The organism is Sphingomonas trueperi (assembly GCF_040545965.1).
Taxonomy (GTDB): domain Bacteria; phylum Pseudomonadota; class Alphaproteobacteria; order Sphingomonadales; family Sphingomonadaceae; genus Sphingomonas; species Sphingomonas trueperi_C.
This window is the reverse complement of sequence record NZ_JBEPMV010000007.1, coordinates 146,255-171,733: the sequence shown is the minus strand read 5'-3', so window position 1 is coordinate 171,733 and position 25,479 is coordinate 146,255. Positions and strand designations below refer to the sequence as shown.

At 68.7% G+C, this 25,479-nt stretch carries 18 protein-coding genes; 2 read left to right on the top strand and 16 right to left on the bottom strand.

What is annotated here, in order from left to right:
* Window positions 1-4: 4 nt before the first annotated feature.
* From ABIC35_RS18625 to ABIC35_RS18580, 10 genes are all read right to left on the bottom strand, one after another.
* Entirely contained in the window at window positions 5-886 is an 882-nt protein-coding gene (locus ABIC35_RS18625) for an RDD family protein (RefSeq protein WP_121075989.1), read from the bottom strand.
* A complete protein-coding gene (locus tag ABIC35_RS18620) occupies window positions 864-1,907 on the bottom strand; it encodes a stage II sporulation protein M (protein ID WP_354278552.1) in 1,044 nt (347 codons plus the stop codon). Before ABIC35_RS18620 ends, ABIC35_RS18625 begins: the two co-directional genes overlap by 23 nt.
* Window positions 1,904-3,214 (bottom strand): DUF58 domain-containing protein, encoded by a 1,311-nt coding sequence (locus ABIC35_RS18615; RefSeq protein ID WP_121075992.1) that lies wholly within the window; start codon window positions 3,212-3,214, stop codon window positions 1,904-1,906. The genes ABIC35_RS18620 and ABIC35_RS18615 overlap by 4 nt, the downstream gene beginning before the upstream one ends.
* 7 nt (window positions 3,215-3,221) lie before the next feature.
* On the bottom strand, window positions 3,222-4,178 hold the full coding sequence (locus ABIC35_RS18610; protein WP_121075995.1) for an AAA family ATPase: 957 nt from the start codon (window positions 4,176-4,178) through the stop codon (window positions 3,222-3,224).
* Window positions 4,175-5,428 carry a DUF4350 domain-containing protein gene (locus tag ABIC35_RS18605; RefSeq protein WP_121075998.1) on the bottom strand — a complete coding sequence of 418 codons (1,254 nt, stop codon included), beginning with the start codon at window positions 5,426-5,428 and terminating at the stop codon, window positions 4,175-4,177. Before ABIC35_RS18605 ends, ABIC35_RS18610 begins: the two co-directional genes overlap by 4 nt.
* Window positions 5,425-6,123, bottom strand: coding sequence for a DUF4129 domain-containing protein (locus ABIC35_RS18600; RefSeq protein ID WP_121076002.1), 699 nt, complete (start codon window positions 6,121-6,123; stop codon window positions 5,425-5,427). The genes ABIC35_RS18605 and ABIC35_RS18600 overlap by 4 nt, the downstream gene beginning before the upstream one ends.
* A gap of 78 nt (window positions 6,124-6,201) precedes the next feature.
* Window positions 6,202-8,592 carry an FtsX-like permease family protein gene (locus ABIC35_RS18595; RefSeq protein WP_121076005.1) on the bottom strand — a complete coding sequence of 797 codons (2,391 nt, stop codon included), beginning with the start codon at window positions 8,590-8,592 and terminating at the stop codon, window positions 6,202-6,204.
* An 11-nt stretch (window positions 8,593-8,603) separates the two neighbouring features.
* Window positions 8,604-11,015, bottom strand: a complete 2,412-nt coding sequence (locus ABIC35_RS18590; RefSeq protein WP_121076008.1) for an ABC transporter permease — start codon at window positions 11,013-11,015, stop codon at window positions 8,604-8,606.
* Between the two features lie 94 nt (window positions 11,016-11,109).
* Window positions 11,110-11,790, bottom strand: coding sequence for an ABC transporter ATP-binding protein (locus ABIC35_RS18585; protein ID WP_121076011.1), 681 nt, complete (start codon window positions 11,788-11,790; stop codon window positions 11,110-11,112).
* Between the two features lie 9 nt (window positions 11,791-11,799).
* On the bottom strand, window positions 11,800-13,047 hold the full coding sequence (locus tag ABIC35_RS18580; protein ID WP_121076014.1) for an efflux RND transporter periplasmic adaptor subunit: 1,248 nt from the start codon (window positions 13,045-13,047) through the stop codon (window positions 11,800-11,802).
* Between the two features lie 175 nt (window positions 13,048-13,222).
* On the opposite strand from ABIC35_RS18580, the gene ABIC35_RS18575 reads away from it, so the two are divergent.
* Complete coding sequence (locus tag ABIC35_RS18575) at window positions 13,223-14,467, top strand: sigma-54-dependent transcriptional regulator (protein WP_121076017.1); 1,245 nt, start codon at window positions 13,223-13,225, stop codon at window positions 14,465-14,467.
* A gap of 90 nt (window positions 14,468-14,557) precedes the next feature.
* Window positions 14,558-15,736 carry a sensor histidine kinase gene (locus ABIC35_RS18570; protein WP_121079267.1) on the top strand — a complete coding sequence of 393 codons (1,179 nt, stop codon included), beginning with the start codon at window positions 14,558-14,560 and terminating at the stop codon, window positions 15,734-15,736.
* A 54-nt stretch (window positions 15,737-15,790) separates the two neighbouring features.
* Here the strand turns inward: ABIC35_RS18570 and ABIC35_RS18565 are convergent, their stop codons facing one another.
* The 6 genes from ABIC35_RS18565 to ABIC35_RS18540 all read right to left on the bottom strand — a co-directional run bounded on the left by ABIC35_RS18565 (window position 15,791) and on the right by ABIC35_RS18540 (window position 25,372).
* On the bottom strand, window positions 15,791-16,960 hold the full coding sequence (locus ABIC35_RS18565) for a pyridoxal phosphate-dependent aminotransferase (protein ID WP_121076020.1): 1,170 nt from the start codon (window positions 16,958-16,960) through the stop codon (window positions 15,791-15,793).
* 34 nt (window positions 16,961-16,994) lie between these two features.
* Window positions 16,995-17,810 (bottom strand): sulfite exporter TauE/SafE family protein, encoded by an 816-nt coding sequence (locus ABIC35_RS18560; protein WP_121076023.1) that lies wholly within the window; start codon window positions 17,808-17,810, stop codon window positions 16,995-16,997.
* Window positions 17,811-17,900: 90 nt separating this feature from the next.
* Window positions 17,901-20,507, bottom strand: a complete 2,607-nt coding sequence (locus ABIC35_RS18555) for a TonB-dependent receptor plug domain-containing protein (protein WP_121076027.1) — start codon at window positions 20,505-20,507, stop codon at window positions 17,901-17,903.
* A 691-nt stretch (window positions 20,508-21,198) separates the two neighbouring features.
* The gene (locus tag ABIC35_RS18550) at window positions 21,199-22,728 is read right to left on the bottom strand and encodes a DHA2 family efflux MFS transporter permease subunit (RefSeq protein ID WP_121076030.1); all 1,530 of its coding nucleotides are present in this window, start codon (window positions 22,726-22,728) and stop codon (window positions 21,199-21,201) included.
* A 12-nt stretch (window positions 22,729-22,740) separates the two neighbouring features.
* Window positions 22,741-23,934: an HlyD family secretion protein gene (locus ABIC35_RS18545; RefSeq protein ID WP_220667345.1), complete on the bottom strand. Its 1,194-nt coding sequence runs from the start codon at window positions 23,932-23,934 to the stop codon at window positions 22,741-22,743.
* On the bottom strand, window positions 23,927-25,372 hold the full coding sequence (locus ABIC35_RS18540) for an efflux transporter outer membrane subunit (RefSeq protein WP_354278551.1): 1,446 nt from the start codon (window positions 25,370-25,372) through the stop codon (window positions 23,927-23,929). The genes ABIC35_RS18545 and ABIC35_RS18540 overlap by 8 nt, the downstream gene beginning before the upstream one ends.
* Window positions 25,373-25,479 lie beyond the last annotated feature (107 nt).

Sequence of the window (25,479 nt, the reverse complement as noted above, 5' to 3'; positions counted from 1 at the left end):
CGGCTCAGCGCCGCGACCAGCCGCTGTGCTTGTCGTCGCGGCGCTTGCCGAGCATCATGCCGCGCTCCAGCCGGGCGCAGAGCGCGGCATAATAATCCTTCAGGAACCCTTGATCGTCGCCGTCGTCGGGCAGACCGGCCTTGCGGCGGATCGTCGCAGCGACGGTGACGATTGCTTCCTCATTGGCCCGGCGCAGCACGTCCTCCAGCTTCTGCAGCTCGAAAACGCCGTACAGGTCGAGCGCCTCGGCGCTGAAGGTGCGGCGCGGTCGCTGCGCGTCCACTGCCGCGAGATCGGCGTGGAGCTTGCCGCGCATGGTGTTCACCACCCAGGTGCCTGCGATCAGGTCGCCCGCGCGCAGCCCGTCGCGGTTGAACAGCGGGAAGAGCAGGAACAGCCCCGTCCACAGCAGCGCGAAGCCGGTGAGCGCGCCGTCCGCCAGGCCCGCGCCGCGCTGTGCGCCGAGGAACGACAGCGGCAGGAAGAGCTCGATCTCCCGCATCGCATTGCGGGCGATCACCGCCGCGCCGGTGAGGCGGCCGCCGTCGCGCGCGACGACGCGCAGCTTCATCAACCGCTTGCCCGGCGTGGCGCCGCGGCTGCCCATTTCGAACAGCACGAACCAGCCGTTGCGCAGCACGAAGGCGCCGAGCAGCCACAGCACCGCGATCGCTTCGAGGCCGACATTCCCCAGCCGGAGCAGGCCGATCCCGACTGCAGCCAGGATCAGGACGATCAGCATGATCATGCTGTCGACGGCGAAGGCGGTCGCGCGTGCGCTGGGGCGGGCGAGTTCCAGGCCCAGGTCGACGCCCTCGGGCGTGACGAAGCTGCGCCGGCGGCTGGCGGGCTTGGGCGCGCGCTTAGCGCGGAAGGGCAGGCGCATCGCCGTCCTCCGAACGTCGCGGCAGGTAGAAATAGGCGATCCATCCCAGCAGCGCGGCGATGCCGATGGCAAAGCGCGCTGCGTCGCTCTGGACGGTCTGGCGACCGACGCCTTCGAGCAAGCCGGCGACCATCAGCATGCAGATCACGCCGCCCATCGCGACCGCGGCGCTGCGCCCGGCGCGCACGGCGGCATCGATCCGCGCTTCCCGCCCCGGAAAGGCCACTGCGGTGCCGATCCGCACCCCGGCGGCGCCGGCGATGGCGACCGCGAACAGCTCGGTCGTGCCGTGGATCGTCAGCCAGCCGGCCATGCCGACGCCGAGGCCGCGCGCGGCGAACAGTGCCAGCATGGCTCCCAGCATCAGCCCGTTATAGACCAGCAGCAGCAGCGTCGGCACGGCGAAGGCAAAGCCCAGCGCGAAGGCGAACAGGGCGATCTGGCTGTTGTGGGTGAACAGGAAGGTCGCGAAGGGCAGCAGGAGATTGTCTTTCTGCTCCCCGTAGATCGTCTGGCGCAGTCCCTCGGTGCTGGCGGAAGGATCGCGGCCCCCCGCCATGTCTTCGGGCATGATGCTGTAGAACCATGCCGGATCGCTGGAGACCAGGACGAAGCCGGCGATTGCGCCGACCGCCAGCAGCAACACGCAGAACAGCGTTTCCCTCCACAGCGCCTGCACCGCCAGCGGCCAGCCGCGGGTGAAGAAGCGCCGCATCTGCCCTGCCAGCGAGGTCGGCACGCCGTAGAGCTGGAAATAGGCGCGAGTGCACAATTGCTCAAGATAGGTGACCAGCGCCCGATCGAGCGAGGTTTCGCGCGCGACGGACAGCGAGGACAGCGCCGAGCGATAGAGCAGCGGCAGCGCCAGCACGTCGTCATCGCTCAGCACGCGGACCGAGCGTTTCTCCATCCGCGTGATCAAGGCATCCAGCCGCGCCCAATCGGCCTCGTGCGCGGTGCGGAAGCGGGTGGCGTTGACGAGCGGGCCGCCAGGGAGCGTATCGCCGGGCAGGGCGGTCACAGCAGGTTCCTCCGCTTGAGCGCCGCATAGCCTTCGACCAGCCGGTCGGGCACGCGGTCATATTCACTTTCGATGACATGGGCGCCAAGATGGCGCAGCCGGGTGAGTACCGTCAGCCGGTCGCGCAGCAGTGCCGCCGCCGTCACCGCGCGGGTGACGTCGTCGGAGCTGGCCGGCGCGCGGTCGAGGATGGCTTCGAGTTCCTCGTCGCGCAGCACGACGACGAGCAGCAGGTGCGTCTTGAGCAGGCGGGCGGCGGCGCCGAGCATGAATTCGGCCGATGTCGGATCGGTGAACTCGGTGAACAGGATGATCATCGAACGCCGCGTCAGCTGCCCGGCCAGCGAGCTCAGCGCGTAGACGTAATTGGTCTCGTCGCCGCTATAGTCGATCTGCGCCGCGAGCCGCTGCAGCGCCCCGAACGCCGCGGTGCCCGAAACCAGTCCGCTGGCCACGCGCGGTCGCGAATCGAAGGCGTGAAGTGCCACCCGGTCCCCCAGCTTCAGCGCCACCCAGCCGGTGAGCAACACCGCCGAGATCACCCGATCGAGACGGCTGAGCCCGGCGACCGGCTCGCTCATCTGCCGTCCGCAATCGACCGCGAAGACGATCTGGTTGTTGCGTTCGGTGCGCATTTCCTTGGCGTGGAGCTTCACGTGGCGGGCGGACTGTTTCCAGTCGATCGAGCGCCGGTCCATGCCGGCGCGGAACTCGACCAGCGCATCGAAATCGTCGCCGTCGCCGTGCTGCAACTGCGCCATCAGCCCGTCGAGCGAGTGACGCTCGAATACTCGCGCCCCGCGCTCCTGTACCGGCGAGAGATCGGGCAGCACGGCGGTGCTGGCCACGAGCGGGAAGACCTGCTGCTTCCAGCTCAGCCCCAGCGTGCCGGGCCACCGCAGCCAGAGCCGCTCGACCTGCGCCGTCCCGCGCCGCACCGCGCGAAAGGGCAGGTGGAAGCGCCCGCGGCCGCCCTCTAGTGCCACCCACGCTGGCGCGACATCGGCCGCTTCGAGCAGGGCATTGGTCTGCAGCGCCAGCTGCGCCCGCTGGACGTTGCCGTCCACCGCGATGTCGAGCGTCACCGGCACCTCGGTGCCGACGCCGACGCTGGACGGCAGCGTCACGCGCGCGCGGGCACTGCCGGGACGGGCGCCTGTCAGCGCGTCGACCAGGGTGAGCAGCAGCACCGCGGCCGGCCAGGCGAGCGCGGCATACCAGCGCCCCGGCACCAGCAGCGCCACGAGGAACGCCACCGGCATGCCGATCACGGTCGCCAGAATCGCGGTGCGGGTGGGATAGATCATGCGGGGCTCAGCGCGGCGCCTCGATCGATTCGATGATGTCCGCCACGACATCCTCGATCGCGCGCCCGTCGATCTCCGCTGCGGGCGAGAGTAGCAGGCGGTGGCGGAGCAGCGCGGGAGCGAGCGCCTTCACGTCGTCCGGTATCACGAAGTCGCGGCCGTCCAGCGCGGCGCGCGCCCGCGCCGCCGCCGCCAGCATCGCCCCCGCGCGCGGCGAGGCGCCGCTCTGCAGATCGGCGACGCCGCGGGTGCCGCGGATCAGCGCCAGGATATAGTCGATCACCTCGTCCGCCAGCCGGATCTCGGCGACGGCGGCGACCGCGGCGGAGACCCGCGCGGCATCGGCGACGGCGTGCACGCCCCAATCCTCGGGTGCCATCGCGCCGCTGCGCGCGCCGTGCAGCGCGATGATCTTCCGTTCTTCCTCGGCGCTTGGATAATCGACGATCTGCTTGAACAGGAAGCGATCGAGCTGCGCCTCGGGCAGCGGATACACGCCCTGCTGCTCGATCGGGTTCTGCGTCGCGACCACGGTGAAGCGCTCGCTCAGCGGCAGCCGCTCGCCGTCGATCGTCACGGTCCGCTCCTGCATTGCCTCCAGCAGCGCGGCCTGGGTCTTTGGCGGGGTGCGGTTGATCTCGTCGGCGAGCAGCAGCTCGGTGAAGATCGGCCCGCGGGTGAGGGTGAACTGGCTGGTCTGGAAGTTGAACAGGTTCGCGCCGATGATGTCGCCCGGCATCAGGTCCGGGGTGAACTGGATCCGGCCGAACTGCAGCCCGATCGCGCGCGAGAAGCTGGACGCCAGCAGCGTCTTCGCGGTGCCGGGCGGACCTTCCAGCAGGATATGGCCGCCGGAAAGCAGCGCGACCAGCATCAGCTCGACGGTCGGTTCGTGGCCCACCACGGCGCGGGCCACCTGCGCGCGGATATCGGCGGCCAGTGCCTGGACTTCTGCAACGCTCACTTGCTCTTCCCCAGTTTGTCGATGTGCCATTGGTGTAGGGCGCGCGCTGCATCGAGCAGCGACGCGCGGTCACGCGCCTGCTCGGCGTTGCGCGCGAGATCGGTAAAGGCGGCCGGTCCGCCCAGCGCGTCGAGATAGGCGTCGAGCGCGGCATCGCGCAGCCGCGTCGGCGCGCCGAAGACACGGGCGGCGCGCTCACGGGCCATCGCGGCATAGCGCGTGCCCATTGCCGCCTCGCGTCGCGCCTTGCGGACCAGCATCGCGCCATTGTCGACCAGTGCGGTTTTGCCGAGCGCGATCGCCCGCTCGCGGCGTGCCAGCGGGCCGAAACGCGCGGTGGCGTGCCAGCCGGCGAGGATCAGCGCGGCGACGATGGTGAGGGTCAGCGCGAGGAACGGCGGTTCGAGCAGCAGCTTGAGCGGGCTGCGCGTCACGCCCAGCCCGTTGAGCGATACGTCGAAGGCGATGCCTTCGGGATCGTTCGAATTGAGCCAGTCGAGCAGCAGCAGCGCCGAACGGGCCGCCTCGACGTCCTTCAGGCCTTGGTTGGAAAGCAGGTCCGGGTCGGCGAGCACGTAGAGCGGCCCCTCGCCGATTTGGGCGAGCAGGATATGCCCGGCGGAATCCGTGATCAGGGGATACAGCGCCGGCGTCGACCCGTCCTCGCGGGGCGTCGCCCGCATGCCGGTGATCGCCTGGACCATGCGCGGCGCGTGGAAGCGGATGCCGGACGGCAATTCCTCGCCTCGCAGCAACTCGCCACTGGATCGGTAACGAACCGTGCCGAAGCGCATGCCCGGCGCCAGAACCCCGAGCGGCTCCGCCGCCGGCAGCATCCTGTTTGAGCGCACCCAGCCGGGGTGCTTCGGGTCGGCGACGGTGTCCCATTTGGGCAGGACGAACAGGGTGGGCCTGGCCAAGCGGTTCTGCAGTACCGCGCTGATGTCGGTTGCCCCCTTCTCGGGCGTGACGACCAGCAGATCCTCGGTGCTGAACGCGTCGGGGCTGCGGGTGATGCGGGCGTGGCGATCGGTCGCCTGGGCCAGCGCGACCAGTGCGCTATAGCCGGTGGCGGCGTTCGACAGCGCGTGCGCGCCACCATTCTCGCCGCCGCGCAGATCCGGTGCATAGGCGCCGAGCACCACCGTGCCGATGAAGCCGAGAATGCCGACTGCAAGCATCACCGCCACGGTGCGCAGGCTGAACGGGGAAGGTGCGGCGGGGGAGCCGCCGATCGCGATGTCGCTCATCCCTGCCAGCTCCGCGCGCGGGCGAAATCGGCATAGGCGTCGCGGCAGCGGCTCCATTCCTCGGCATCGATCGCGCGGCCGCCGAACAGGCTGCGCTCGACCACCGCGGCAAGATCGGCAAACAGCCGGCGCGGGGCAGGCGGGATCGCTTCGGTGCGGGCCAGCTCGCGGCTGGTCAGGGCAGGGCGGAGCAGGCGCGGACGGCGCCGCGCGATGTCGTCGATGCTCCGCAGCAGCAGGTGGTGCACGGCGGCGGCGTAGTCGCCCGCCGCGGCGAGACGATCCGCCTCGGCCAGCCACTGCCGGGCGGGGGCTTCCGCCGGCACCCAGGCCGCGTCCGGCGCCTCGGAAGCGACGATGCTCGCCCGATCCCGGCGCAGCCGCCACGGCAGCCGCCATTCGCCCTGCCGCAGGCCGACATAGAGGACGCGCAGCAGCAGCGCGGCGAGCAGGACGATCATGCCCCACAGCAGGATGCGGGCATAGGGCGCTTCGGGCATGAAGCTCGTCACCCAGCGCAGAAAGCGGCCGACCGGCGCCAGCAGCCGGCCGAGCGCGCGGAGCAGGTCTTCGATCCAGCCCGGCGGTGCGGGCGGGGGCTCGCTCGTCTTGAGATCGAACTGGATACGGCCGGAATCGCGCAACGCCCGATGCGCGGCCACCAGCCGCTCGTCCGCCCCCTTCACATCGTGCATCGATCAACCCCCGGTGATCGACACTAGCCGAACTGCAAGCCTCTGCAAGTCCTGCCCGATCGTGTTGCCCTTGCGCTACTATTCATAGCGGAGCGCGCGGGCGGGTTCGGCACGGGCGACGCGCCAAGACTGGCCGAGCACCGTCAGCACTGCGATCGCCACCGCCAGCGCCGAGGCGCCCAGGAAATACCAGGGTGTCAGCGCGATGCGGTCGTCGAAGCCGGCGAGCCAGCGCTGCATCGCCACCCAGGCCAGCGGCCAGGCGATCAGGTTGGCGATCAGCACCGGGCGCAGGAACTTGGCCATCAGCAGCTGGAGCACGTCGCCGGTGGAGGCGCCGAGCGCCTTGCGGATGCCGATCTCCTTGAGCCTCCGCTCGGTATCGAAGGCGGCGAGGCCGTAGAGGCCGATACAGCCGATCAGCACTGCCAGCCCGGCACCCGCGGTAAACAGGCGGGCGCGTTCCAGATCCGCACGGACATAGGTTTCGTAGAGCTGCTGGTCGACCGTCTGCACCTTGAGCGGCACCGCCGAGGCGTGGCGGCGCCATACCGTCTCCACGCGGTCGAGCAGCGCGCGCGTGTCGTCCCCCGTGTAGCGCAGGCTCAGCACGGGGGACGGCAGGCCGCTGGTCTGCAGCGCATAGGCCTGCGCTTCCACCGGCTGTATCGGTCCCATTAGGCGCAGGTCGTCGACCACGCCGATGATCGTCTGCCGTTGCTGCCCGCCGGCAAGCACTTTGCCGATGGCGGCGGCAGGGCTCGCGAAGCCGAGCCGGACGACCGCGGTCCGGTTGAGCAGCACGGCATGGATCTTCCCGGCAGCGGCATCATCGCTGGCGTAGCGGCTCGGGTCGAACCAGCGTCCGGCGAGCAGCCGCGCGCCGTAGAGCTGGAAAAAGCCAGGTCCGATCGCTGCCTGGATCACCGACACCTTGTCCCCGCCGCTGCCGTCGCGCTGCATCTCCATGATGCCGAAACTGCCGCCCCCTGGTGCGATGGCGGACTCGCTCACGCCGGTGACGCCCGGCAGCGCCGCGACCGCAGCGGCGATATCGTGGCGCTGTGCCGCGTCGAGGCCCGGATCGCCAAAGGACGGAAGCATCGCCAGCCTGTGCCGCTCGAAGCCGAGATCGGCAGTCTGGGTGTGGCGCACCTGGGCGAGCAGCACGCCGGTGCCGATCATCAGCGCGATGGCGATGGCGAACTGCAGCACGACCAGCGTCGCGCGCAGCATCCGCCCTGCACGGCCGCCGCCGGTTGCGCCTGCGCTCGCGAGCACGGCAGCCGGTCGGAAGCGGGAGAGGACGAAGGCCGGGTACGCCCCGGCGATCAACCCGACACCGAGGATCAGTCCCAGCAGTGCGGGCAGGATTGTCCCGCTGCCCCAATAGCGCAGGTGCAGGTCGGTGCCGCCGATCGCGTTGACCATCGGGAGCGTGAGTTCGACCAGCGCCAGGCCCAGCAGCGCGGCGAGCGCGGTTGTGGCGATCGACTCCGCCAGGAACTGGCCGATCAGCGCGCCGCGTGTGGCGCCGAGCGTCTTCCGCATCGCCACTTCGCGGGCGCGCAGGCCGGCGCGGGCGGTGGCCAGGTTCACATAATTGCCGATCGCGACCAACAGCGCGAGCAGCCCCACCATTCCGAGCGTGGCGACGACGATCCGGTCGCGGGTGGCGCGCAGGTGCAGGGCGCCGAGCGGAATCAGGCTGGTTGCGAGGCGAATGCCCTTCGGCGCGCCGGCCAGACTGAGATCGGGATGGCGCTGGTCGAATCCGGCGACCAGCTGCTGCACGGTGGGGGCTTCGGCGGGCTCGACGCGCAGCAGGGTCTGCAGTCCTTGGGTTCCTGCGGCGAACAGGTCGACGTCGGCGGGCAGGCGAAGGAAGATGTCACCGGGCTGGGTCATCGCCTTGCTCAGCCGCACCACCGCGCCGACGCGCACCAGCCGCGGCTTGCCGCCGAGCGTGATTTTCAGCGTGCGCCCCACGGGCGATCCGCCCGGCAGCGAGGTGTTCGCCAGCCGTTCGGTGATAACGGCGCCGTCCGGCGTGGCCAGGGTGGCCGTGGGATTGCCGGCGACGACCGGGAAGGGGAAGAGCTCGAAGAAATTGCCGTCTACCTGGCCGACGATCGTCTGGGTGCTGCCGTTGCCCAGCTGCAGCGCGGCCTCGCCCGGCAGCAAGCGCGTACCCTGCAGGCCGCTATGCTCAGCCTGCAATTGCTCGAGCATCTCGCGCCGCGACGGGATGTTCACCTGGTTTGCACCGGGGAATTGCAGCGTCCGCTCGACGATCCAGGTCCGATCCCAGCCGGGAACGTCGTGATCGAAGCTCGTCTCGTAGCGAACGAACAGATAGAGGATCAGGAACACCGCGATCCCCAGCGCCAGCCCGCCGATATTGACGAGCGTGAACAGCTTGTGCCGGGTGAACGAGCGATACAAAGCGAGCCAGGCGAGGCGGTGCATAAGTGCGATCCTTATTCGTAGCGCAGCGCGCGTGCGGGCTCGGCGCGAGCGACGCGCCAGGACTGGCCGATGACGGTGGCCACCGCGATCAGCACGGCGATGGCGGAGGCGAGCAGGAAGTAGAGCGGCGACAGCCCGATCCGATCGTCGAAGGTCGAGAGCCAGCGTTGCATCGCCACCCAGGCGAGCGGCCAGGCGATCAGGTTGGCGAGCAGCACCGGCCGCAGGAACTTCGTGACGAGCAGCTGGAGCACGTCGCGGGTGGAGGCGCCCAGCGCCTTGCGGATGCCGATCTCCTTGATCCGCCGCGTCGTGTCGAACGCCGCGAGGCCGTAGAGGCCGATGCAGCCGATCGCGATCGCCAGCACCGCACCCATGATGAACAGACGGCCGCGGCGGGTGTCCTCCTCATAATAGGCCTTGTAGAGATTCTCCTCGATCGTCCGGCCCCGGAAGGGTTCGGTGGGGACGATTCGCTTCCATGCGGCTTCGACCGCATCGGCCATCTTCTGCGGGTCGCCACTGTAGCGCAGCGTGATGAAGGCGTCGTTCAACGGACGTGTGTCGAGGCGATAGAAGGTCCCGCTGATCGCCTGACGCGGGCCGAGGAAGCGCAGATCGTCGACCACGCCGATGATCGTCATCGAGGCATCGCCCTCGATCTGCTTGCCGATCGCCGCCTGGGGGCTGGCGAAGCCGAGCAGGCCGGCCGCCCGGCGATTGATCACCACGTTGAAGGGCGCGGTGCTGCCCTTGGCGCGGAGCGCGCGGTCATCGGCAGGGCGCGAGCGATCGAACAGGCGCCCCGCGACCAGCCGGGCGCCGAACGTATCGAAATAATGGTCGCCGACGCGCACATCCATCAGCGAAGGCGCGCGGATGCCCTGCATGCCCGGCTGGTACATCGTCGAGAAATTGGTGAGGTCCTGATCGCCCGGTGCGTTCTGGGCCATGGTGACGCCGCTCACGCCCGGCAGCGCCGCAAAGGCGCGCATCAGCGCGGTCTTCTGCTCGGGCAGCACCGATCCGCTGTTGAGCGAGCGCACCACATAGAGGCCGTCGCGGCGGAAGCCGAGATCGGCGTTGCGGACATGGGCGGCCTGGGCCAGCATCACCGTGGTGCCGATCGCGAAGGCGATCGCGATCGAGAATTGGACGACGACGAGCCCCGCGCGAACCCGGGCGCCGGCGCGGCCGCCGCCCGGTGCGCGCGCGGCGGCGAGCACCGCGGCCGGGCGGAAGCCTGCGAGCACCGCCGCCGGGTACAAACCCGCCACCGCGCCGACCACCAGCACCAGCGGCACGAGCAGCAGCAGCACGCTGTTCGCCCCCCAATAGTCGATCCGCAGCGCCATGCCGCCGAGCGTGTTGATCAGCGGCAGCGCGATCTCGGCCAGGGCGAGCCCGATCACCGCGGAGAGGATGACGGTCAGCATCGCTTCGGTCAGGAACTGGCGGGTCAGGGCCCGGCGGGTGCCGCCGAGCACCTTGCGCACCGCCACCTCGCGCGCGCGGAGGCCCGCACGCGCCGTGGCGAGATTGATATAGTTCACGATGGCGATCAGCAGGGTCAGCACGCCGACTGCGCCGAGCGTGGTGACGACGGCGCGATCGGACGGCGCATAGAGGTGGTTGTCGACCAGCGGGCGCAGGCTCTGCTCCCATTGGCCCTTTTTCAGGTTGTCGCCAAACACGCGGCGCTCTGCGAAGCGCGCCAGCTCGCCTTCGAACTGGTGGGCGGCGGCACGATCCTGGAAGCGCAGCCAGGTTACCAGCGAGGTGCTGCCCCAATGGTCGAACCATTCGGTGGCGAAGCGGGCGGCCACCAGCGGGACGAACAGCTCGGACGTGTAGCTCATATCCTTCCGCATGTCGGCGATCACCGCGCCTACCCGGTAGGTGTAGGGCGTGCCGTTGGCGACCACGGTGAGGGTTCGGCCGATCGGCGACAGCTGGCCGAAATAGCTGGTCGCGGCGCGCCGGGTGATGACGATGCCGTCGGGATCGGCGAGGGTCCGCGTCGGGTCGCCTGCCACGACCGGCAGGCGCAGCAGCTGGAAGAAGTTCGGGTCGACCGCGGCCAGCGCTTCGCGGGTGTTCACCGTACCCTGGCGCACCGTCGCATCCATCTGGGCGATCCGCGTGCCCTGCAGCTGCGGATAATCGGCGCGTAGCTGGAGAAGCTCGTTCCCCATGGTGAAGGGGTTCGGTGTCTCCGGGTACCCCGGCATGTGGTAATGTTCCTGGATGATATAAAGCTGGTCCGCGCCGGGGATCCACCGGTCGAAGCCGGTCTCGAACCGCACGAACAGGCTCAGCACCAGGAACACCGCGATGCCCAGCGCCAGCCCGCCGATGTTGAGCGCTGCGAACAATTTGTGGCGGATGAGCGAGCGGTAGAAGCTGGTCAGCGCGGAGGTCATGGCGTCACTCCCGGTTCGCGGGTGGCGGACAGATGGCGGAGCAGGGCGACGGCGAGGAGCAGCAGCACCAGCACCGTCAGCGCTCGATCGAGCTTCACGCCGCCCGCCGCACGGCGGAGAGGATCCGCCCGTCGAGCATGTGCACGGTGCGCTTGGCGATATCGGCATGCGCCGGCGAGTGGGTGACCATCACGATCGTCGCGCCGTCGGCGTTCAGCAGCGTGAGAATGTCCATCACCTGCGCGCCGTTTTCGGTATCGAGGTTGCCGGTCGGCTCGTCGGCGAGGATCAGCTTCGGCTCGCTGACGATCGCGCGGGCGATCGCGGCGCGCTGCTGCTGGCCGCCCGAAAGCTGGTGCGGATGGTGGTTGCGGCGATGGGCGATGCCGACCCGGTCCATAGCCGCATCCACCCGGTCGCGCTTCTCCCGCGCAGGCATCGAGCGATAGGCGAGCGCCAGCGCGACATTCTCGGCGATGGTCAGCTCGTCGATCAGGTTGAAGCTCTGGAACACGAAGCCCAGCCGGTCGCGGCGGAGCTTCGCCAGCTGCGCCTCGGGCACCTTGGCGATGTCCTCGCCCTCGAACAGATAGGCGCCGCTGGTCGGCCGGTCGATCGTGCCCAGGATGTTGAGCAGCGTCGACTTGCCGCAGCCCGAGGGGCCCATGATCGCGAGGAACTCGCCGGCCTGCACGGTCAGGTCGATCTCGGCGAGCGCGGTCGTCTCGACTTCGTCGGAGCGATAGGCGCGGTGGATGGCGTTGAGCTGGATCATGGCGGGCTCCTAGTGGATCAGCAGGGTCTGGTAGGGGGCGTAGGTGCCGAGCGGCGTGGTGACGATGCGGTCGCCGGGGGCGAGGCCGCTGGTTACCTCGACCTGGTCGGGGTTGCGGCGCCCGGTGGTGATCGCCCGGCGCTCGGCGCGGCTGTCGCTGGTCAGCACGAAGGCGGTGGTGCCGCCCGCGTCGAGCCAGCCGCCCGAGGGCGCGACTACCGCGGGGCGATCGGCGCCGAGGACGAGGCGCACGTCCAACGTCTGACCGCGGTTCAGACCCGCGGGCGCGGCGCCCTTGAAGCCCAGCTCGACACGAAATCGCCCCTCGGTGACTTGCGGCAGCACTTTGATGACGGTGAGCGGCAGACTGCGCCCGTCGAGATCGGCGACGGCGCTGAGGCCGGTATGTACGCGGCCGAGATAGAATTGGTCGACATCCGCGGTCAGCTTCCAGGCGCTTTCGGAATCGACCTGGCCGACGGCGTCGCCCGGCTTGATCATCTGCCCCGGCTGCAGCGTGAAGGCGGTCAGCCGACCGGCGACGGGCGCGCGCACCACCAGCGCGGCGAGACCGGCGCGGGTCATGGCGAGGCTCTCGCGCAGCTCGCCGGCGGTGGCGTCGACGCCGGTGGACTGATCGGCGAGCATCTTGCCCGCCTCCGCCGCGCTGCGGGTGAGGGCGGACAGTCGTGCGCGCTGGTAGGTTACCTCCTCGCGCAGCGGGGTGACCGCGGCGGCGGTGACGATCTGCTTGTCGAACAGGATCTGCTTCTGGCGGAGCAGCGCCTCGGCCTTGGCGAGTTCGTTGCGGGCGGAGGCAATGTCGCGCTCGGTCTGCTCGCGGCTCTGCTGGATCGACAGGCGCTGCCCGCTGATCGAGCTGAGCTGCCCGGCGATGTTGGCCGAGCGGCTGGCGACGTCGAGCGCCAGGGTGGGGTTGGCAAGCCGGGCGAGCGGGGCGCCGGCGGCGACCGACTGGCCGTCGCTGGCGATCAGCGCTTCGACCTGCCCGCCGCTGATCGCGGTGACATAGACGGTCTGGAGAGGGGCGACCTGCGCGCGCAGCGGCACATAGTCGGCAAAGGCGGCGCGGGTCACGGGTGCGATGCGGATCGTCGCTGCGTCGACCGCCAGGCTGCCGGAGCTGGGGAGGAGCCACCAGAGCGCGGCCGCCGCGGCAACCACCGCGATGCCGAGGCCGATGCGCAAAGCCAACTTGCGGCGGCGCGCATGCGGGCGCTCGATCCGCCGGTCCATCGCGGCGCCATTGGTATGAAGAGGCGTAACGTCCATGGCGGACAGTGTACGGTACGCCAGCGTACGGGCCTAAAGCACTGACATCGATGGACAATGTAGAAGGGGCTGGCGCTTGGAGCGAACAGTGTCCAAGCTAGTGTCCGATTCCGAACACTGAACCGGAGCGGTCAAGCCTGTGCCAACCGAATCGCCGACCATCCTGGTCATCGACGACGATTCCGACATCGTCCGGGCGGCGACGCTCCTGCTCGAACGGAACGGCATGCGGGTGCTCGGCGCGCCCGATCCCGATGCCGCCTGGGTGCGGCTGGCCGAGGGGCCGGTCGACGCGATCCTGCTCGACCTCAACTTCGCACGGGGGCGGACGAGCGGGGAGGAGGGGTTCCGCATGCTCGACCGGCTGATCGCGGCCGATCGCAATGCGGTGGTGGTCGTGGTCACCGGCCATAGCGGCATCGCGGTGGCGGTGCAGGCGATGCGCGGCGGGGCAAGCGACTTTGTGATCAAGCCGTGGAGCAACGAGCGGTTGCTCGCCACTGTCGAGCGGGCGGTGGCGTTGCGCCGCGCAAAGCTGGCGGCGGCGCCCGCGCCGGGCGGCGAGGAGGCGTTGCTGCTGCTCGGCGAGGCGCCTGCGATCGAGGCGGCGCGCGGGCTGATCGCGCGGGTGGGGCCGACCGATGCGGCGGTGCTGCTCACCGGCCCGGCGGGGAGCGGCAAGACGCTGGCGGCGCAACTGCTTCACCGCGCCTCCTCGCGTGCCGAGCGGCCGCTGGTGACGCTTGATGCAGCGGTGGCGGATCTGGCAGTGATCGAGGCGCGCGTTACCGCGGCCGAGGGCGCAACCCTGTTGATCGAGGCGGCGGACCAGCTCGCGCCCACACTGCAGCCCGAATTGGCGCGGCGCCTGGGTGGGCTGCGCGTGCTTGCCACCAGCCGGCGCGATCGGGCCGGCACCCGCGCGGCGTTGAGCGACGATCTCCGGTTCCGGCTCAATACGGTGGAGATTGACTTGCCGCCGCTTGCCGAACGGGGCGGGGATGCGCTGTTGCTCGCGCGGCATTTCTGCGCCTTGTATGCCGGGCGCTACGCCCAGCCGCTACGCCCGCTTACCGACGAGGCGGCGCGGGCGATCGCGGCCGATACCTGGCCCGACGGCGTCCACGGCCTGCGCCAGGCGATCGAGCGCGCGGTACTGCTCGGCGGCGGCGAGGCGATCGATGTCCCCGCATTGGGACTTTGCCTGCCCGAGGACGCGCTGGAGCCGCGCGCGATCAAGGCGGACCTTAATTTGGGGCGCAGCGAGGCGGCACTAGTCGCGGCGGCGCTCAAGCGGCACGCGTTCAACGTCAGCCGCGCGGCGACGGAACTGGGGCTGACGCGGGCGGCGCTCTATCGACGGATGGCGAAATATGGGCTGTGATCGACATCTCTCCCCTCCCGTCGGGGGCGGGGCGCACCCTCCGCTAACCCCTCCCGCAAGCGGAAGGGGAATTTTCAGGAGATGGCGGTCGTGACCTCGCGAGGCTGGTCCGCACTGCTGCGTGGCATGTTGCTGCTGCTGGCGGGCGGCGCGTTTGCCGCGGCGTGGGGCGCGGGGCTGTATGCCAGCGCACTGGTGTCGGCACTTGCGGCGCTGTGGGGACTGGTGACCGGAATCGTCGAGGCACAGCGGCCCAAGCTGGTGCCGGTGGCGGCACCGGTGCCCGCACCCGACCCCGCGCATCGCGAGCGGCGGCTGACCGCATTGCTCGATCTTTCTCCCGCGCCGATCGTTACGCTCGACGGCGAGGGGAGGCTCACCGCGATCAACCGCGCCGCGCGCCGGCTGTTTGGCGCGGCAGACCTCGTCGCCGATCCGCCGGCGCTGCTGGTCCAGGCGATCGGCGACGCCTCGGCCCGCGCCGCCACGGTGGCGATCGGCGGGCGCAGCTATGCGCTCACCACCAGCGACTTCGCGCTCGGCGGTGTCCAGAGCCGGCTGGCCGCGCTGATCGACATCGATGCCGAGCTCAAGGCCGCCGAGGCGGCGACCTTGCGCGACCTGGTGCAGGTGCTGAGCCACGAGATCGTCAACGCGCTCACCCCGATCGCCTCGCTCAGCCGCACGGCGGCGGACATGCTGGAGGAGCCCGCGCTGCCGATCTCCGCGCTTCGCGACGCGGTGGGCACCGTCGCGCGACGCGCTGAGGGGCTGCAGCGGTTCGGAGAGGCCTATCGCTCGCTGGCGCGGCTGCCCGCGCCGCGCTTCGCGCCGCTCGACTTGCGCGAGGGGGCGGAGGACCTGGCGCGCCTGTTCGCCACGCGCTGGCCGGACCTGCCGCTGTTGTTCGAGGCGGCAACGTCCTTGCGGCTGCAGGGCGATGCCGACCAGCTCAGCGCTGCACTCTGGGCGCTGCTCCAGAATGCAGCCGAGGCGGTTGGCGGCGAAGCCGGTGGCCGGGTAGGCCTGTCGCTGTGGCGGGACGAGCGCGCCGCCTATTGGCAGGTGTGGGACAATGGCCCCGGCGTCACCGAGGCGGACCGCGGCGCGATTTTCCGCCCATTCTTCACCACCAAGCCGCAGGGCAGCGGGGTAGGGTTGGCGCTGGCCCGGCAGATCCTGCTCGCGCATGGCGGCGACCTGACGCTGCTGGAAGGCGAGGGCGGCGCGCGGTTCGAGGCGATGTTGCCGATCGCGCCGCAGGGCTGAGCAAAACGGACCCGCGCCGCCCGGAGGAGCGACGCGGGCCAGGCACCGCAAACCTCAGGCCATCAGCACCTTGTCGACCGCGATCCGGAACTTCTCCATGTCCGCTGCCGAGCCGACGGTGACGCGCGACATCGTGGGATAGGCGGTCCAGGAGCGGCCGATCTGCACGTTCTGGGCGAGCAGCGCCGCCATCATTTCCTTGGGCGCCTTGCCCTTCCATTCAACCATGAACATGTTGGCATGGCTGCCCGGCAGCACCTTCAGGCCGCGGCTCTGGAGATGCGCGATCGTCTTTTCGCGCACCGCGATCATCTCGTCGCGCCGCGCCTTGATCTCGCCGGCCAGCGGGATCGAAGCGGTGCCGCAGGCCACCGCGGTCATCGGCAGCATGTTGGTTACCTGGAAGCCGTCATAGCGCATCATCTTCTCGTGCAGCGCCGGTGCCGCGAAGGTGAGGCCCAGCCGCATGCCGGCCATGCCGAACAGCTTGGAGAAGGTGCGCATCACGAGCACGTCGTCGCGGGCGGCAACCAGCTTGGCGGCGTTGGGCGCGTCGGCGAAGTGGATATAGGCCTCGTCGACGATCAGCACCGCGTCCTTGGGCTTGTTCTCGGCCAGCCAGACGATGTCGGCGATCGGGGTCAGCGTGCCGGTCGGGTTGTTGGGCGAGCAGACGTAATAGAGCCCGGCATTGGGGTCCGCCGCCAGCATCGCCTTGACGTCATGCTGATATTGCGGGCCGAGCTGCGCCTTGGTGACCTTGGCGCCGATCCAGGCGGCGGTACGCCAGATCTGCTCATAGGTGGGATCGGCAGTGACGATGCCGCGCGTCGGCGAGGCGAAGGTGACCGCGGCGCGGTTGAGCGGATCGCTGGAGCCCGGCCAGGCGCGGATATGGCTGGCGGGCAGGCCTTCCACGGCCGAGACCGCAGCGAACAGCTGGTCATGCTCGCCATTGGGTTCGTAGCGGTTGCCTTCGGTGACGATCTTCATCGCCGCCGCCGCGCCGGCGGGTAGCGGGCCGGTCCAGCATTCGTTGGAACCGATGCGGACGGCGCCGATCACGGCCTTGGCCGATTGCTGGGCGAAGGCGGGCGCGGCGCGGCCCAGCGCGACGGTGCCGCCGAGCAACGCGGCGATGCGGCCCATGTCACGGCGCGAATAGCCGCGACCGCGCAGGTCCTCCGTGATTTCCGGCTTCTTGAGCGTTTCGAGGATGGTCATGTCGAGGGTCTCCCTGTTTCGATCGAGACGCGCGTCAGAACTTCAGCGCGTTGTGGAACATCACCAGCGCGATGACGATGAGGTAAATGCCGAATACCCGTTTCAGCATGGCTGGCTGTAAGGCGTGGGCCGCGGCGACTCCCAGCGGGGCGGTGAGCATCGACATCGAGGCGATGGCGACCGTCGCCGGCAGGTTGACGAAGCCGAGCGACCCCCAGGGCAGCCCCGGCTCGTGCAGCCCGATGATCGCGAAGCCGATCGCGCTGGGCACGGCGATCAGCGTGCCGATGCCGCTGGCGGTGCCCACCGCGCGGTGGATCGAGCGGCCGCACAGCGTCATCACCATGATCGCGATCGTGCCGCCGCCGATGCCGAGCAGCGAGGAGAAAGTGCCTAGCCCCCCGGCGATGGCGACGCGGGTGACGCCCCCCGGCATTTGGTCGCTGATCACCCGGTTGCCCAGCTTGGGCACCAGGAAGTTGATCGACATCAGCAGCACGCCGGTGGCGAAGACCAGGGTCAGCACCCGGCCGTCGACATGGCTGGCGAGCAGCACGCCGATGCCGTCGCCCAGCACCACCCAAGGCGCCCAGGTCTTGAGGATCTCGAAATCGACCGAGCCGCGCTTGTGGTGGCTCAGCACCGATCGAATCGAGGTGATGATGATCGTCGCGGCGGAGGTGCCGATGGCGACGTGGGCGTATTGGCTATGCTCGCCGCCAAGCAGGGGGAGCATCAGCAGCAGCGCGGGGACGACGACGAAGCCGCCGCCAATGCCGAACACGCCGCCGGCGAAACCGGCAGCGAGCCCGGCGACCAGCAGGCCCAGAAGGGGGATCAGCCAGTCCATGGAAGAGGTAAGCAAAGGACATCACTCCCGGTTTATGTTTTTGCACGCGACACGACCGGCCGGGGGCAGGTGCCCCCGGCCGGCAAGGCTTCAGAATTTCAGGCTGATCCGGCCGTAATAATAACCGCCGTTGATCCCGTAGGGCGAAATGGTGGGGTAGAGGTTGGACGAGTAGCCGCGCGAGCCGGCGGCCAGCTGCGCCGAACGGATATTCTCGAACGAGCGCTCGGTCGGATAATGGTTGAACAGGTTGTTCGCGCCGACCGAGAGCTTGAGCCCGCCGGTGATCTTCACGCTGCCTTCGAGATCGGTGATGAAGGCGGCGTTGACCGGCACCTCCAGGTCCGCGCCCTTGAGCGGGCTGTTGCCTGGGGTCGATTCCAGCGCATAGACCTTGGAGTAGTAGCTCTCGCGGAAGTTCAGGCTGAACCGCCCCGACTCCCAGAAGGCGCCCAGCGTCGCGCGGAACTTGGGCGTGCTGTTCTCCAGCTCGATGATCGAGTAGTTGTTGATCAGCGCCGACAGCGCGGGATTGGCCTTGTTGACGTAGAGCGCCGCGGGCAGGGCAGCGATGTTCTTGACCTTGTTGTCGTTGTAATTGGCCGACAGCGTCCAGTTCACCTTCCCGATCGGGCTGTCCATGTCGTAGCTGGCGACGAAGTCGACGCCGCGGGTGCGCATCTTGGCGCCGTTGACGAAGGTCTGGACCGAGACGGTGCCGTCGATGTTGCGCTCGCCGTTGACGTCGGTGAGCACATAGCTGGGGATGGTGCCGCCGAGCGCGGTGGCGACGGCGTTGTAGACCGATTGCTGGTTGTAGGTGCTGTAGGCGTCGGCATTGTAGACGACGCAGTTAGCCTTGTTGGAGCCGGCATAGCCCTGCGGGCAATATTTGCCGTTGAAGCCGTAGAAGGTGCTCGAGATCAGGATGCGGTCGCGGATCTCGATCCAATAGGCGTCGAGCGTGACGTTCACATGGGGGCTGGGCGTGAAGACGAAACCGGCGCTGAAGTTGGTCGACTTCTCCGGCTTGAGGCCGCCGAAGCCGAGCGCCTTGGCGCCGGGCGAGTTGGCCGGCAGCACGCCCGATACGCTGTTCGGGCCGACATTGATGCCCGAATAGAAGCCCTCTGCCAGCGTCGGCGCGCGGAAGCCGGTGGAGACGGTGCCGCGGATCGCAATGGCGTTGGTGATGTCGTAGCGGCTGGTCAGCTTGAAGACGGTGGTGTCGCCGAAATCGCTGTAATGCTCGTGGCGGACCGCGCCGTCGATCAGCCAGGCCTCGACCGGCTTCACGCTGATATCGAGATATTGCGAGAAGTTGGTGCGGTTGTGGTTGCCGGCGTCGTTCGGGCTGTAACCGAAGAAGGACTGGGCGCCGGAGCCGTAATAGGAGGCCGGATCGCCCGAAACGATGCCATAGGTCTCGCGGCGATATTCGAGGCCGCCGGCGACGTTGAGCGGCTCGGCCAGCCCGATGTCGAAGGCGTGGGTCAGGTCGAGCGTGCTCGTCCACTGGCTGGCCTTGAAGTCGCCATTGTGGAACTCGGTCGGCGTGAAGCCGGTATCCTTGTAGAGCGCGGCGTTGGCCGAGTTCTGGACGTATACGCCGACGAAATCGTCGCCATAGGTGGTGGCGACATCGAAGGTGGTGTCGGCGATGGTGCCGCGGAAGCCGCCGGTGACGGCATAGTCGGTCTCGGAGATCGCCTCGAGCGGCTGGAAGCCGTTCGGGTAGAAGGGCGTACCCGCCTTGCTGACCACCACGTCCGGCGTGCGGACATTCTCATAGGCGCGGGCATTCTTGTGGCCGTAGCTGCCGAACGTGTAGAATTCGAAGCCGCCGAAATCATAGCCGGCATTGACCATCACCGAGGTCTGGTCGACCTCTGGGTCGCCGAGGATGCGGTTGGTATAGGGGTAATAGGGCAGGTTCTTGATGCCCGGGTACAGCGTCAGATATTTGGTGGCGTTGGCGTTGTTGCCATAGACCTGCGGGTTAACGTCGCCGCGGAAGCTGAAGCCCTTGTGCTTCTTCTCGGCGGTGATGTTCACATAGGCATTCTCGATCGGCGCGAAGCCGATATTGCCCGAGAAGGCGTAGGTCTTGCCGCCCTGGTCGTAATAGCGGCCGCCGGTAACGTCGATGATGCCGCCGTGATCGGCCTTTTTCTGGATGATGTTGATCACGCCGGCGATCGCATCGGTGCCATATTGCGCGGCGGCACCGTCCTGCAGCACTTCGATATGGTCGATCGAGTCCGGCAGGATGAAGCTGATGTCGGGCGCGGCGCTGCCGCCATAGGGGCCGCCGGCGACCGAGACGTTGGCGGTGCCGTGGCGGCGCTTGCCGTTGAGCAGGATCAGCGTGTGGTTGGGGCTGAGGCCGCGCAGCTTCATCTGCAGGTTGTGTGCCTGGAGGTCGCTGCCGAATGCCTGTGCCTGCACGCTGGGCAGGTTCTGGGCCAGCGCCTGGATCAGGTCGGGCTGGCCGGTGCGGGAGAGGTCCGCCGCGCTCAGCAGCTGGATCGGCGCGGGGCTGTCGGCGGCGCGCAGGCCGGTGACGCGGGTGCCGGTGACGATGATGTCGTCGCCCTGTGCCGCGGGCGCCGCGCTGTCCTGCGCGAAGGCGGGTGTGGCGCCGAGCGCCAGGGTGATGGCCAGAACCGTGAACGATGCCGTTTCGCGAAATTGCATTCGATCGTGCCCCCCGAAGGCTGATGGTTGTCGTTCGTTCCTCAGATTGCGGTCTGTTCTTCTTTCTCGTTCTGGGTCTCGGCCTCGCCCGGACAGGACTGTCCTCTCCCCGAGGCGCAGCTTCGCGAAGGGGGCTGGTCGTGCCGACACGTGTACGCAGGTGCCGCGGCGCCCCGGGGCGCAGCCGCACGTCCTCATGCCATGCTCCCCTGCGGGAGCGCGGCACCGTTACATCAAAACAGGTTCGAACCGGGCCCGCGCAAATCGTCAGGCCAATAATGGGAAGACAGAGAAACTATCGCTTCTGTCACCCTGAACACGCCATCCCGGCATGCCGCCGCGTTGCCCGGATCGCATGGACCCTGGCGGCGTGCCGTCTTGATTATTCGAAAGGAGGCAGGCCGTATCGGTCACGAGAGCATGACCATATCCGCGATGCCATCTGCATGGGCAGCGCCGAAGCGTCGCCTGGAAATCGATAGTCGGTCATTTGATCGCCCTGTTCTTGATCAAAGCACCGATTCGGACATCCGACCCCCGAGATTTTTCTTTCTTATTGCCCGGATGCTATCCCCGGGGCGCACGGTGTCAATGCGCGAATGACGTATGTCGTAACGTTTCTGTCGCATATACGACACATAGCCCGCTCCATCACTGGAACGGGCTATCTGCTTCTACAAACTTGTCAAAATCAGTGCGCGGCGCTGGTGTCCACCTTGCCGCGCGGGCGGGGCGTGAACCAGATGATCCCGGCCGCGAACACGAAGATGATCGCCGACAGCAGGAACACATGGGTGGTGGCCAGGGTCAGGCTCTCCTGGTTGACGATCCGCTCCACAGCGGCGCGCACCTGGCCGATCGAAAAGCCCTGCGCCGTCAGCGCGTTCATCGTCGGATCGGTGTTGAGCCGCGAGACGATCTCGCTGCGGGCGATGCGCGAGCTGTCGTCCCAGATGCTCGTCGATACCGAAGTGCCGATAGCGCCCGCCATCGTCCGCAGGAAGCTCATCACGCCCGCCGCCGAGGCGGTCTCCTCCGGCCGCACCGAGCCCAGCGCCAGCGTGGTCAGCGGGATGAAGAAGAAGGGCATGCCGAAGCCCTGGAGGAACTGCGGGAAGGCGAAGGTCCAGAACCCGGCCTGGCTGTTCCAGTAGACGCGGATCAGCGCCGAAACCCCCAGCCACAGGATGCCGAACGAGACCAGCAGCCGCGGATCGACCTTGTTCGACAGCTTGGCGACCACCGGCGACATGAACACCGCCGCCACGCCCGAAAAGGCGGTGGCATAGCCGGCATAGGTGGCGGTGTAGCCCTGGCTCGACTGGAGCCATTGCGGGATGATCACCGCCGAGGCGAAGAAGGTGGCGAAGGCGAAGGACAGCGAGAGCACCGAGACCGTGAAACCGCGGTGCCGGAACACCCGCAGGTCGACGACCGGGTCCTTGGCGGTAATCTCCCAGGCGAGGAAGACGAGGAAGCCGATCGCGGCGATCACGCCCAGCCAGACGATCGTGGGATCGTTGAACCAGTCATGCTCGCGGCCCAGATCGAGCATGATCTGCAGCGCGCCGATCCACAGTACCAGCAGCGCCAGCCCGCCCTTGTCGACGCTGAGCTTCTGCGTCGGCGTCTCGGCCTTGGTGAGCAGCCGCATTGCGCCGAACGCGCACAGCGCGGCGACGGGAATGTTGATGAAGAAGATCCAGTGCCACGACCAGTTGTCGCTGATCGTGCCGCCGGCGATCGGCCCGAGGATCGGCGCGACGACGGTGGTCATCGCCCATAGGCCCATGGCCTGGGCATGCTGTTCGGGCTTGAAGATGCGCAGCAGCAGCGTCTGCGTCAGCGGCATCAGCGGGCCGCCGCACAGCCCCTGGCCGATACGGCAGGCGACCAGCATGCCGAGCGTCGTCGACATGCCGCACAGCACCGAGAAGATGCCGAAGCCGATCACGCCGAGGATGAACACCCGCACCACGCCGAACCGGCCGGCGAGCCAGCCGGTGAGCGGCACGCACACCGCCTCGGCGACCGCGTAGGAGGTGATGATCCAGGTACCCTGGCTCGACGAGATGCCCAGGCTGCCGGCGATGTGCGGCACCGAGACATTGGCGATGGTGGTGTCGAGCACCACCATGAAGTTGGTCAACGCCAGCACCACGCCGGCGAGGATCAGCGAGGGCCCCTCCAGGAAGCCCCCGCGCTGCATCTGGCCGCTCATGGCAGGCGTTCCTTACTTGGCCGAGGTATCGATCTCGGCATCCATCGACAGGCCGACGCGCAGCGGGTGCGCCTGCAGTTCCTTCGGATCGAGCGCGACGCGCACCGGCAGGCGCTGGACCACCTTGATCCAGTTGCCGGTCGCGTTCTGCGCCGGGATCAGCGCGAAGGACGAGCCCGTGCCGCCCGAGAAGCCGATCACGCGGCCGTGATACTTCACGCCGCCGCCGTACAGGTCGGACGTAAGCTCCACCGGCTGGCCGACCTTCACGCGGGTCAGCTGGCCTTCCTTGAAGTTGGCATCGACATAGAGCTGGTTGAGCGGCACCACGAGCATCAGCTGTGCGCCGGGAGCGACACGCTGGCCGACCTGCACCGCGCGGCGGGTGACGACGCCGTCGAACGGCGCGCGGATCACGGTGCGGGCGAGATCGAGCTTTGCCTGATCCACCTTGGCGCGCGCGGCCAGCACTTCCGGTGCCGTGGTCGCGGTGGCGCCGTTGACCAGCGCCTGGTTCGCTGCCAACTGGCCACTGGCTGCCACGCGGGTCGAGGTCGCCTGGGCGAGACCGGCCTTGGCCAGTTCGAGGTTCGCACGCGCTGCCTGGAAGGCGTTGGTCGCCGAGGTCAGCTCTTCGCCCGAAACCGCGCCGTTGGGGGCGAGCTTCTGGCGACGGCTGAGATCGATGCGGGCCTTTTCGAAATCGGCCTGCGCCGCCGTGACCTGCGCCCGGGCGCGGGCGATGTCGGCCTGGCGGGCCTGGACCTGCGCGGCCAGCGCTTCGCTGGTCGCCGAGGTCTGGCCGAACTGGCGGGTGGCGCGGGCGAGATCCGCCTCGGCCTGGGCCAGCGCGATCTTGGCGTCGCTGTCGTCGATCTGGACGAGCACGTCGTCCTTCTTCACCGCCTGGGTGTCCGAGACGGCGACACGCAGCACCTGACCGCCGGTCATCGGCGTGATGCTGGCGCTGTCGGCGCCGACATAGGCGTTGTCGGTGCTCACGAAATGGCTGCCAACGGCCATGTAATAGCCGCCATAGCCAAGGCCGGCGATCAGCACGAGGCCGCCGACGCCGAGCATCAGCCGCTTGCGTAGATTCTTGCGCTTGCCTTCGTCCATGTCGGCATGGGCGGGGGCCTGCGAAGGCTCGTTGCGATCGGCGGCATCGCCGCGCGCGGAGTGGATGGCGGGTTCTGCATCAGCCATGGGTCTTGACCTCGGAAGCGGCAGCGGCCGCGTTGTTGGTAGAAAAGCCTCCGCCCAGTGCGCGGACGAGCTGGACATCAAGCGCGAACGCACGTGCTTCCAGTTCGGCAACAATCTGGCGGTTCTGCAACACCCTCTCCTCGGCGGTCAGAACATCGAGAAACCGCGACAGCCCGCCTTGATAGCGTTGCTGGGCGATCGAATAGGCCTGTTCGGAATCGTCCAGCGCCTGGCGGCTCTGGGCCAGGCGCGTGGCCAGCGCCTTCTGGCTGGTCACCGCGTCGGCGACATCGTGGTAGGCGGTGGTGACGCTGTTGTCGTAATTGGCGACCGCCTCGTCATAGGTGGCACGGGCGCGGGCATATTGGCCGCGCAACTCGCCCCCATGGAAGACGGGCAGGCTGATTGCGGGGCCGGCCTGGAACACCGAGGCGCCGTTGCCTTTGACAAGGTTGTCAAGGCCGAGCGCGCCATAGCCGGCGAGCGCGCTCAGCCGGATGGACGGGTAGAAGTCGGCGCGGGCGGCCTTGATCCGGCTTGCAGCGGCCTCGACCCGCGCACGGGCAGCGGCGATGTCGGGGCGACGGCCGATCAGGTCGGTGGTCACATCGGCCGGGATGCCGCGCGCCTCGGTCGGTGCGGCGGGCAGGGCAATGCTCAGGCCGCGATCAGGACCCTGGCCGAGCAGCGCGGCGATGCGGTTGCGGGTGAGGCCGATATCCTCGTCGATCGCGGCGAGCTGCGCGCGGGCGGCGGGGACAGCCGAGGCCGCCTGCTTCTCTTCGGCGCGGGTTTCGAGACCGTTGGTCACGCGGTCGGTGACCAGCTTCTGCGTCGCGAGACGGACCTCCAGCGCACGCTCCTGCACCCGGCGATCGGCCGCGAGGCGGGCGAGATCGGCATAAGCGGCGGCGATGTTGGTCGAGAGTGCCAGACGCGCCTGCTCCAGTTCGAGCCGCGCTGCCTCGGTCTCGGAGGTGGCGGCGGCGAGCTGGGCGCGGTTCTTGCCCCACAGGTCGAGGTCGAAGGCCAGGTTCAGCGTGCCATAGCCGAGCGTTTGTACGTTCGAACCGATGTCGATCGGCAGGCCGTCGCCGACGTTGACCTGATTGGCCGCGGCCGAGGCGGAGGCGTCGACGCGCGGCAGGCGGGCCGCGCCGACCTGGACGGCATAGGCCTGCGCCGAGCGCAGCCGGGCGGCAGCTGCCGCGAGGTTGGGTGCGCCGCGGAAGGCCTCGTCCATCAATGCGTTGAGCTGCGGATCGTTATACGCGGTCCACCAGTTGGTGACAGGCCACTGCGCATGTGACTGCGCGACGCCGGCGAGCGACTGGCTGGCGGCATAGCTGTCCGCCGCGCGCACTTCCGGGCGGGCGCCGAGGTTCGGCACCGGCGCGCATGCCGCCAGCGCCGAAGCGGCAGCAGCGGACAGCAACAAGGGCCTTGTTGGGAAACGACTCATCATGGTCTGGAAAAACCGTACTATTGGGTACGAGTTCCAGATGGAGAGCGCTTCTGGCCTTGTCAATAGAAAATCGTACCCTA

Coding starts and splice junctions, on each gene's coding strand:
- ABIC35_RS18585 (WP_121076011.1), bottom strand. CDS start 11,790: ATGATCCAGCTCAACGCCATCCACCGCGCCTATCGCTCCGACGAAGTC.
- ABIC35_RS18615 (WP_121075992.1), bottom strand. CDS start 3,214: ATGATCTATCCCACCCGCACCGCGATTCTGGCGACCGTGATCGGCATG.
- ABIC35_RS18625 (WP_121075989.1), bottom strand. CDS start 886: ATGCGCCTGCCCTTCCGCGCTAAGCGCGCGCCCAAGCCCGCCAGCCGC.
- ABIC35_RS18560 (WP_121076023.1), bottom strand. CDS start 17,810: ATGGACTGGCTGATCCCCCTTCTGGGCCTGCTGGTCGCCGGGCTCGCT.
- ABIC35_RS18545 (WP_220667345.1), bottom strand. CDS start 23,934: ATGGCTGATGCAGAACCCGCCATCCACTCCGCGCGCGGCGATGCCGCC.
- ABIC35_RS18605 (WP_121075998.1), bottom strand. CDS start 5,428: ATGAGCGACATCGCGATCGGCGGCTCCCCCGCCGCACCTTCCCCGTTC.
- ABIC35_RS18550 (WP_121076030.1), bottom strand. CDS start 22,728: ATGAGCGGCCAGATGCAGCGCGGGGGCTTCCTGGAGGGGCCCTCGCTG.
- ABIC35_RS18555 (WP_121076027.1), bottom strand. CDS start 20,507: ATGCAATTTCGCGAAACGGCATCGTTCACGGTTCTGGCCATCACCCTG.
- ABIC35_RS18595 (WP_121076005.1), bottom strand. CDS start 8,592: ATGCACCGCCTCGCCTGGCTCGCTTTGTATCGCTCGTTCACCCGGCAC.
- ABIC35_RS18580 (WP_121076014.1), bottom strand. CDS start 13,047: ATGGACCGGCGGATCGAGCGCCCGCATGCGCGCCGCCGCAAGTTGGCT.
- ABIC35_RS18600 (WP_121076002.1), bottom strand. CDS start 6,123: ATGCACGATGTGAAGGGGGCGGACGAGCGGCTGGTGGCCGCGCATCGG.
- ABIC35_RS18565 (WP_121076020.1), bottom strand. CDS start 16,960: ATGACCATCCTCGAAACGCTCAAGAAGCCGGAAATCACGGAGGACCTG.
- ABIC35_RS18590 (WP_121076008.1), bottom strand. CDS start 11,015: ATGACCTCCGCGCTGACCAGCTTCTACCGCTCGCTCATCCGCCACAAA.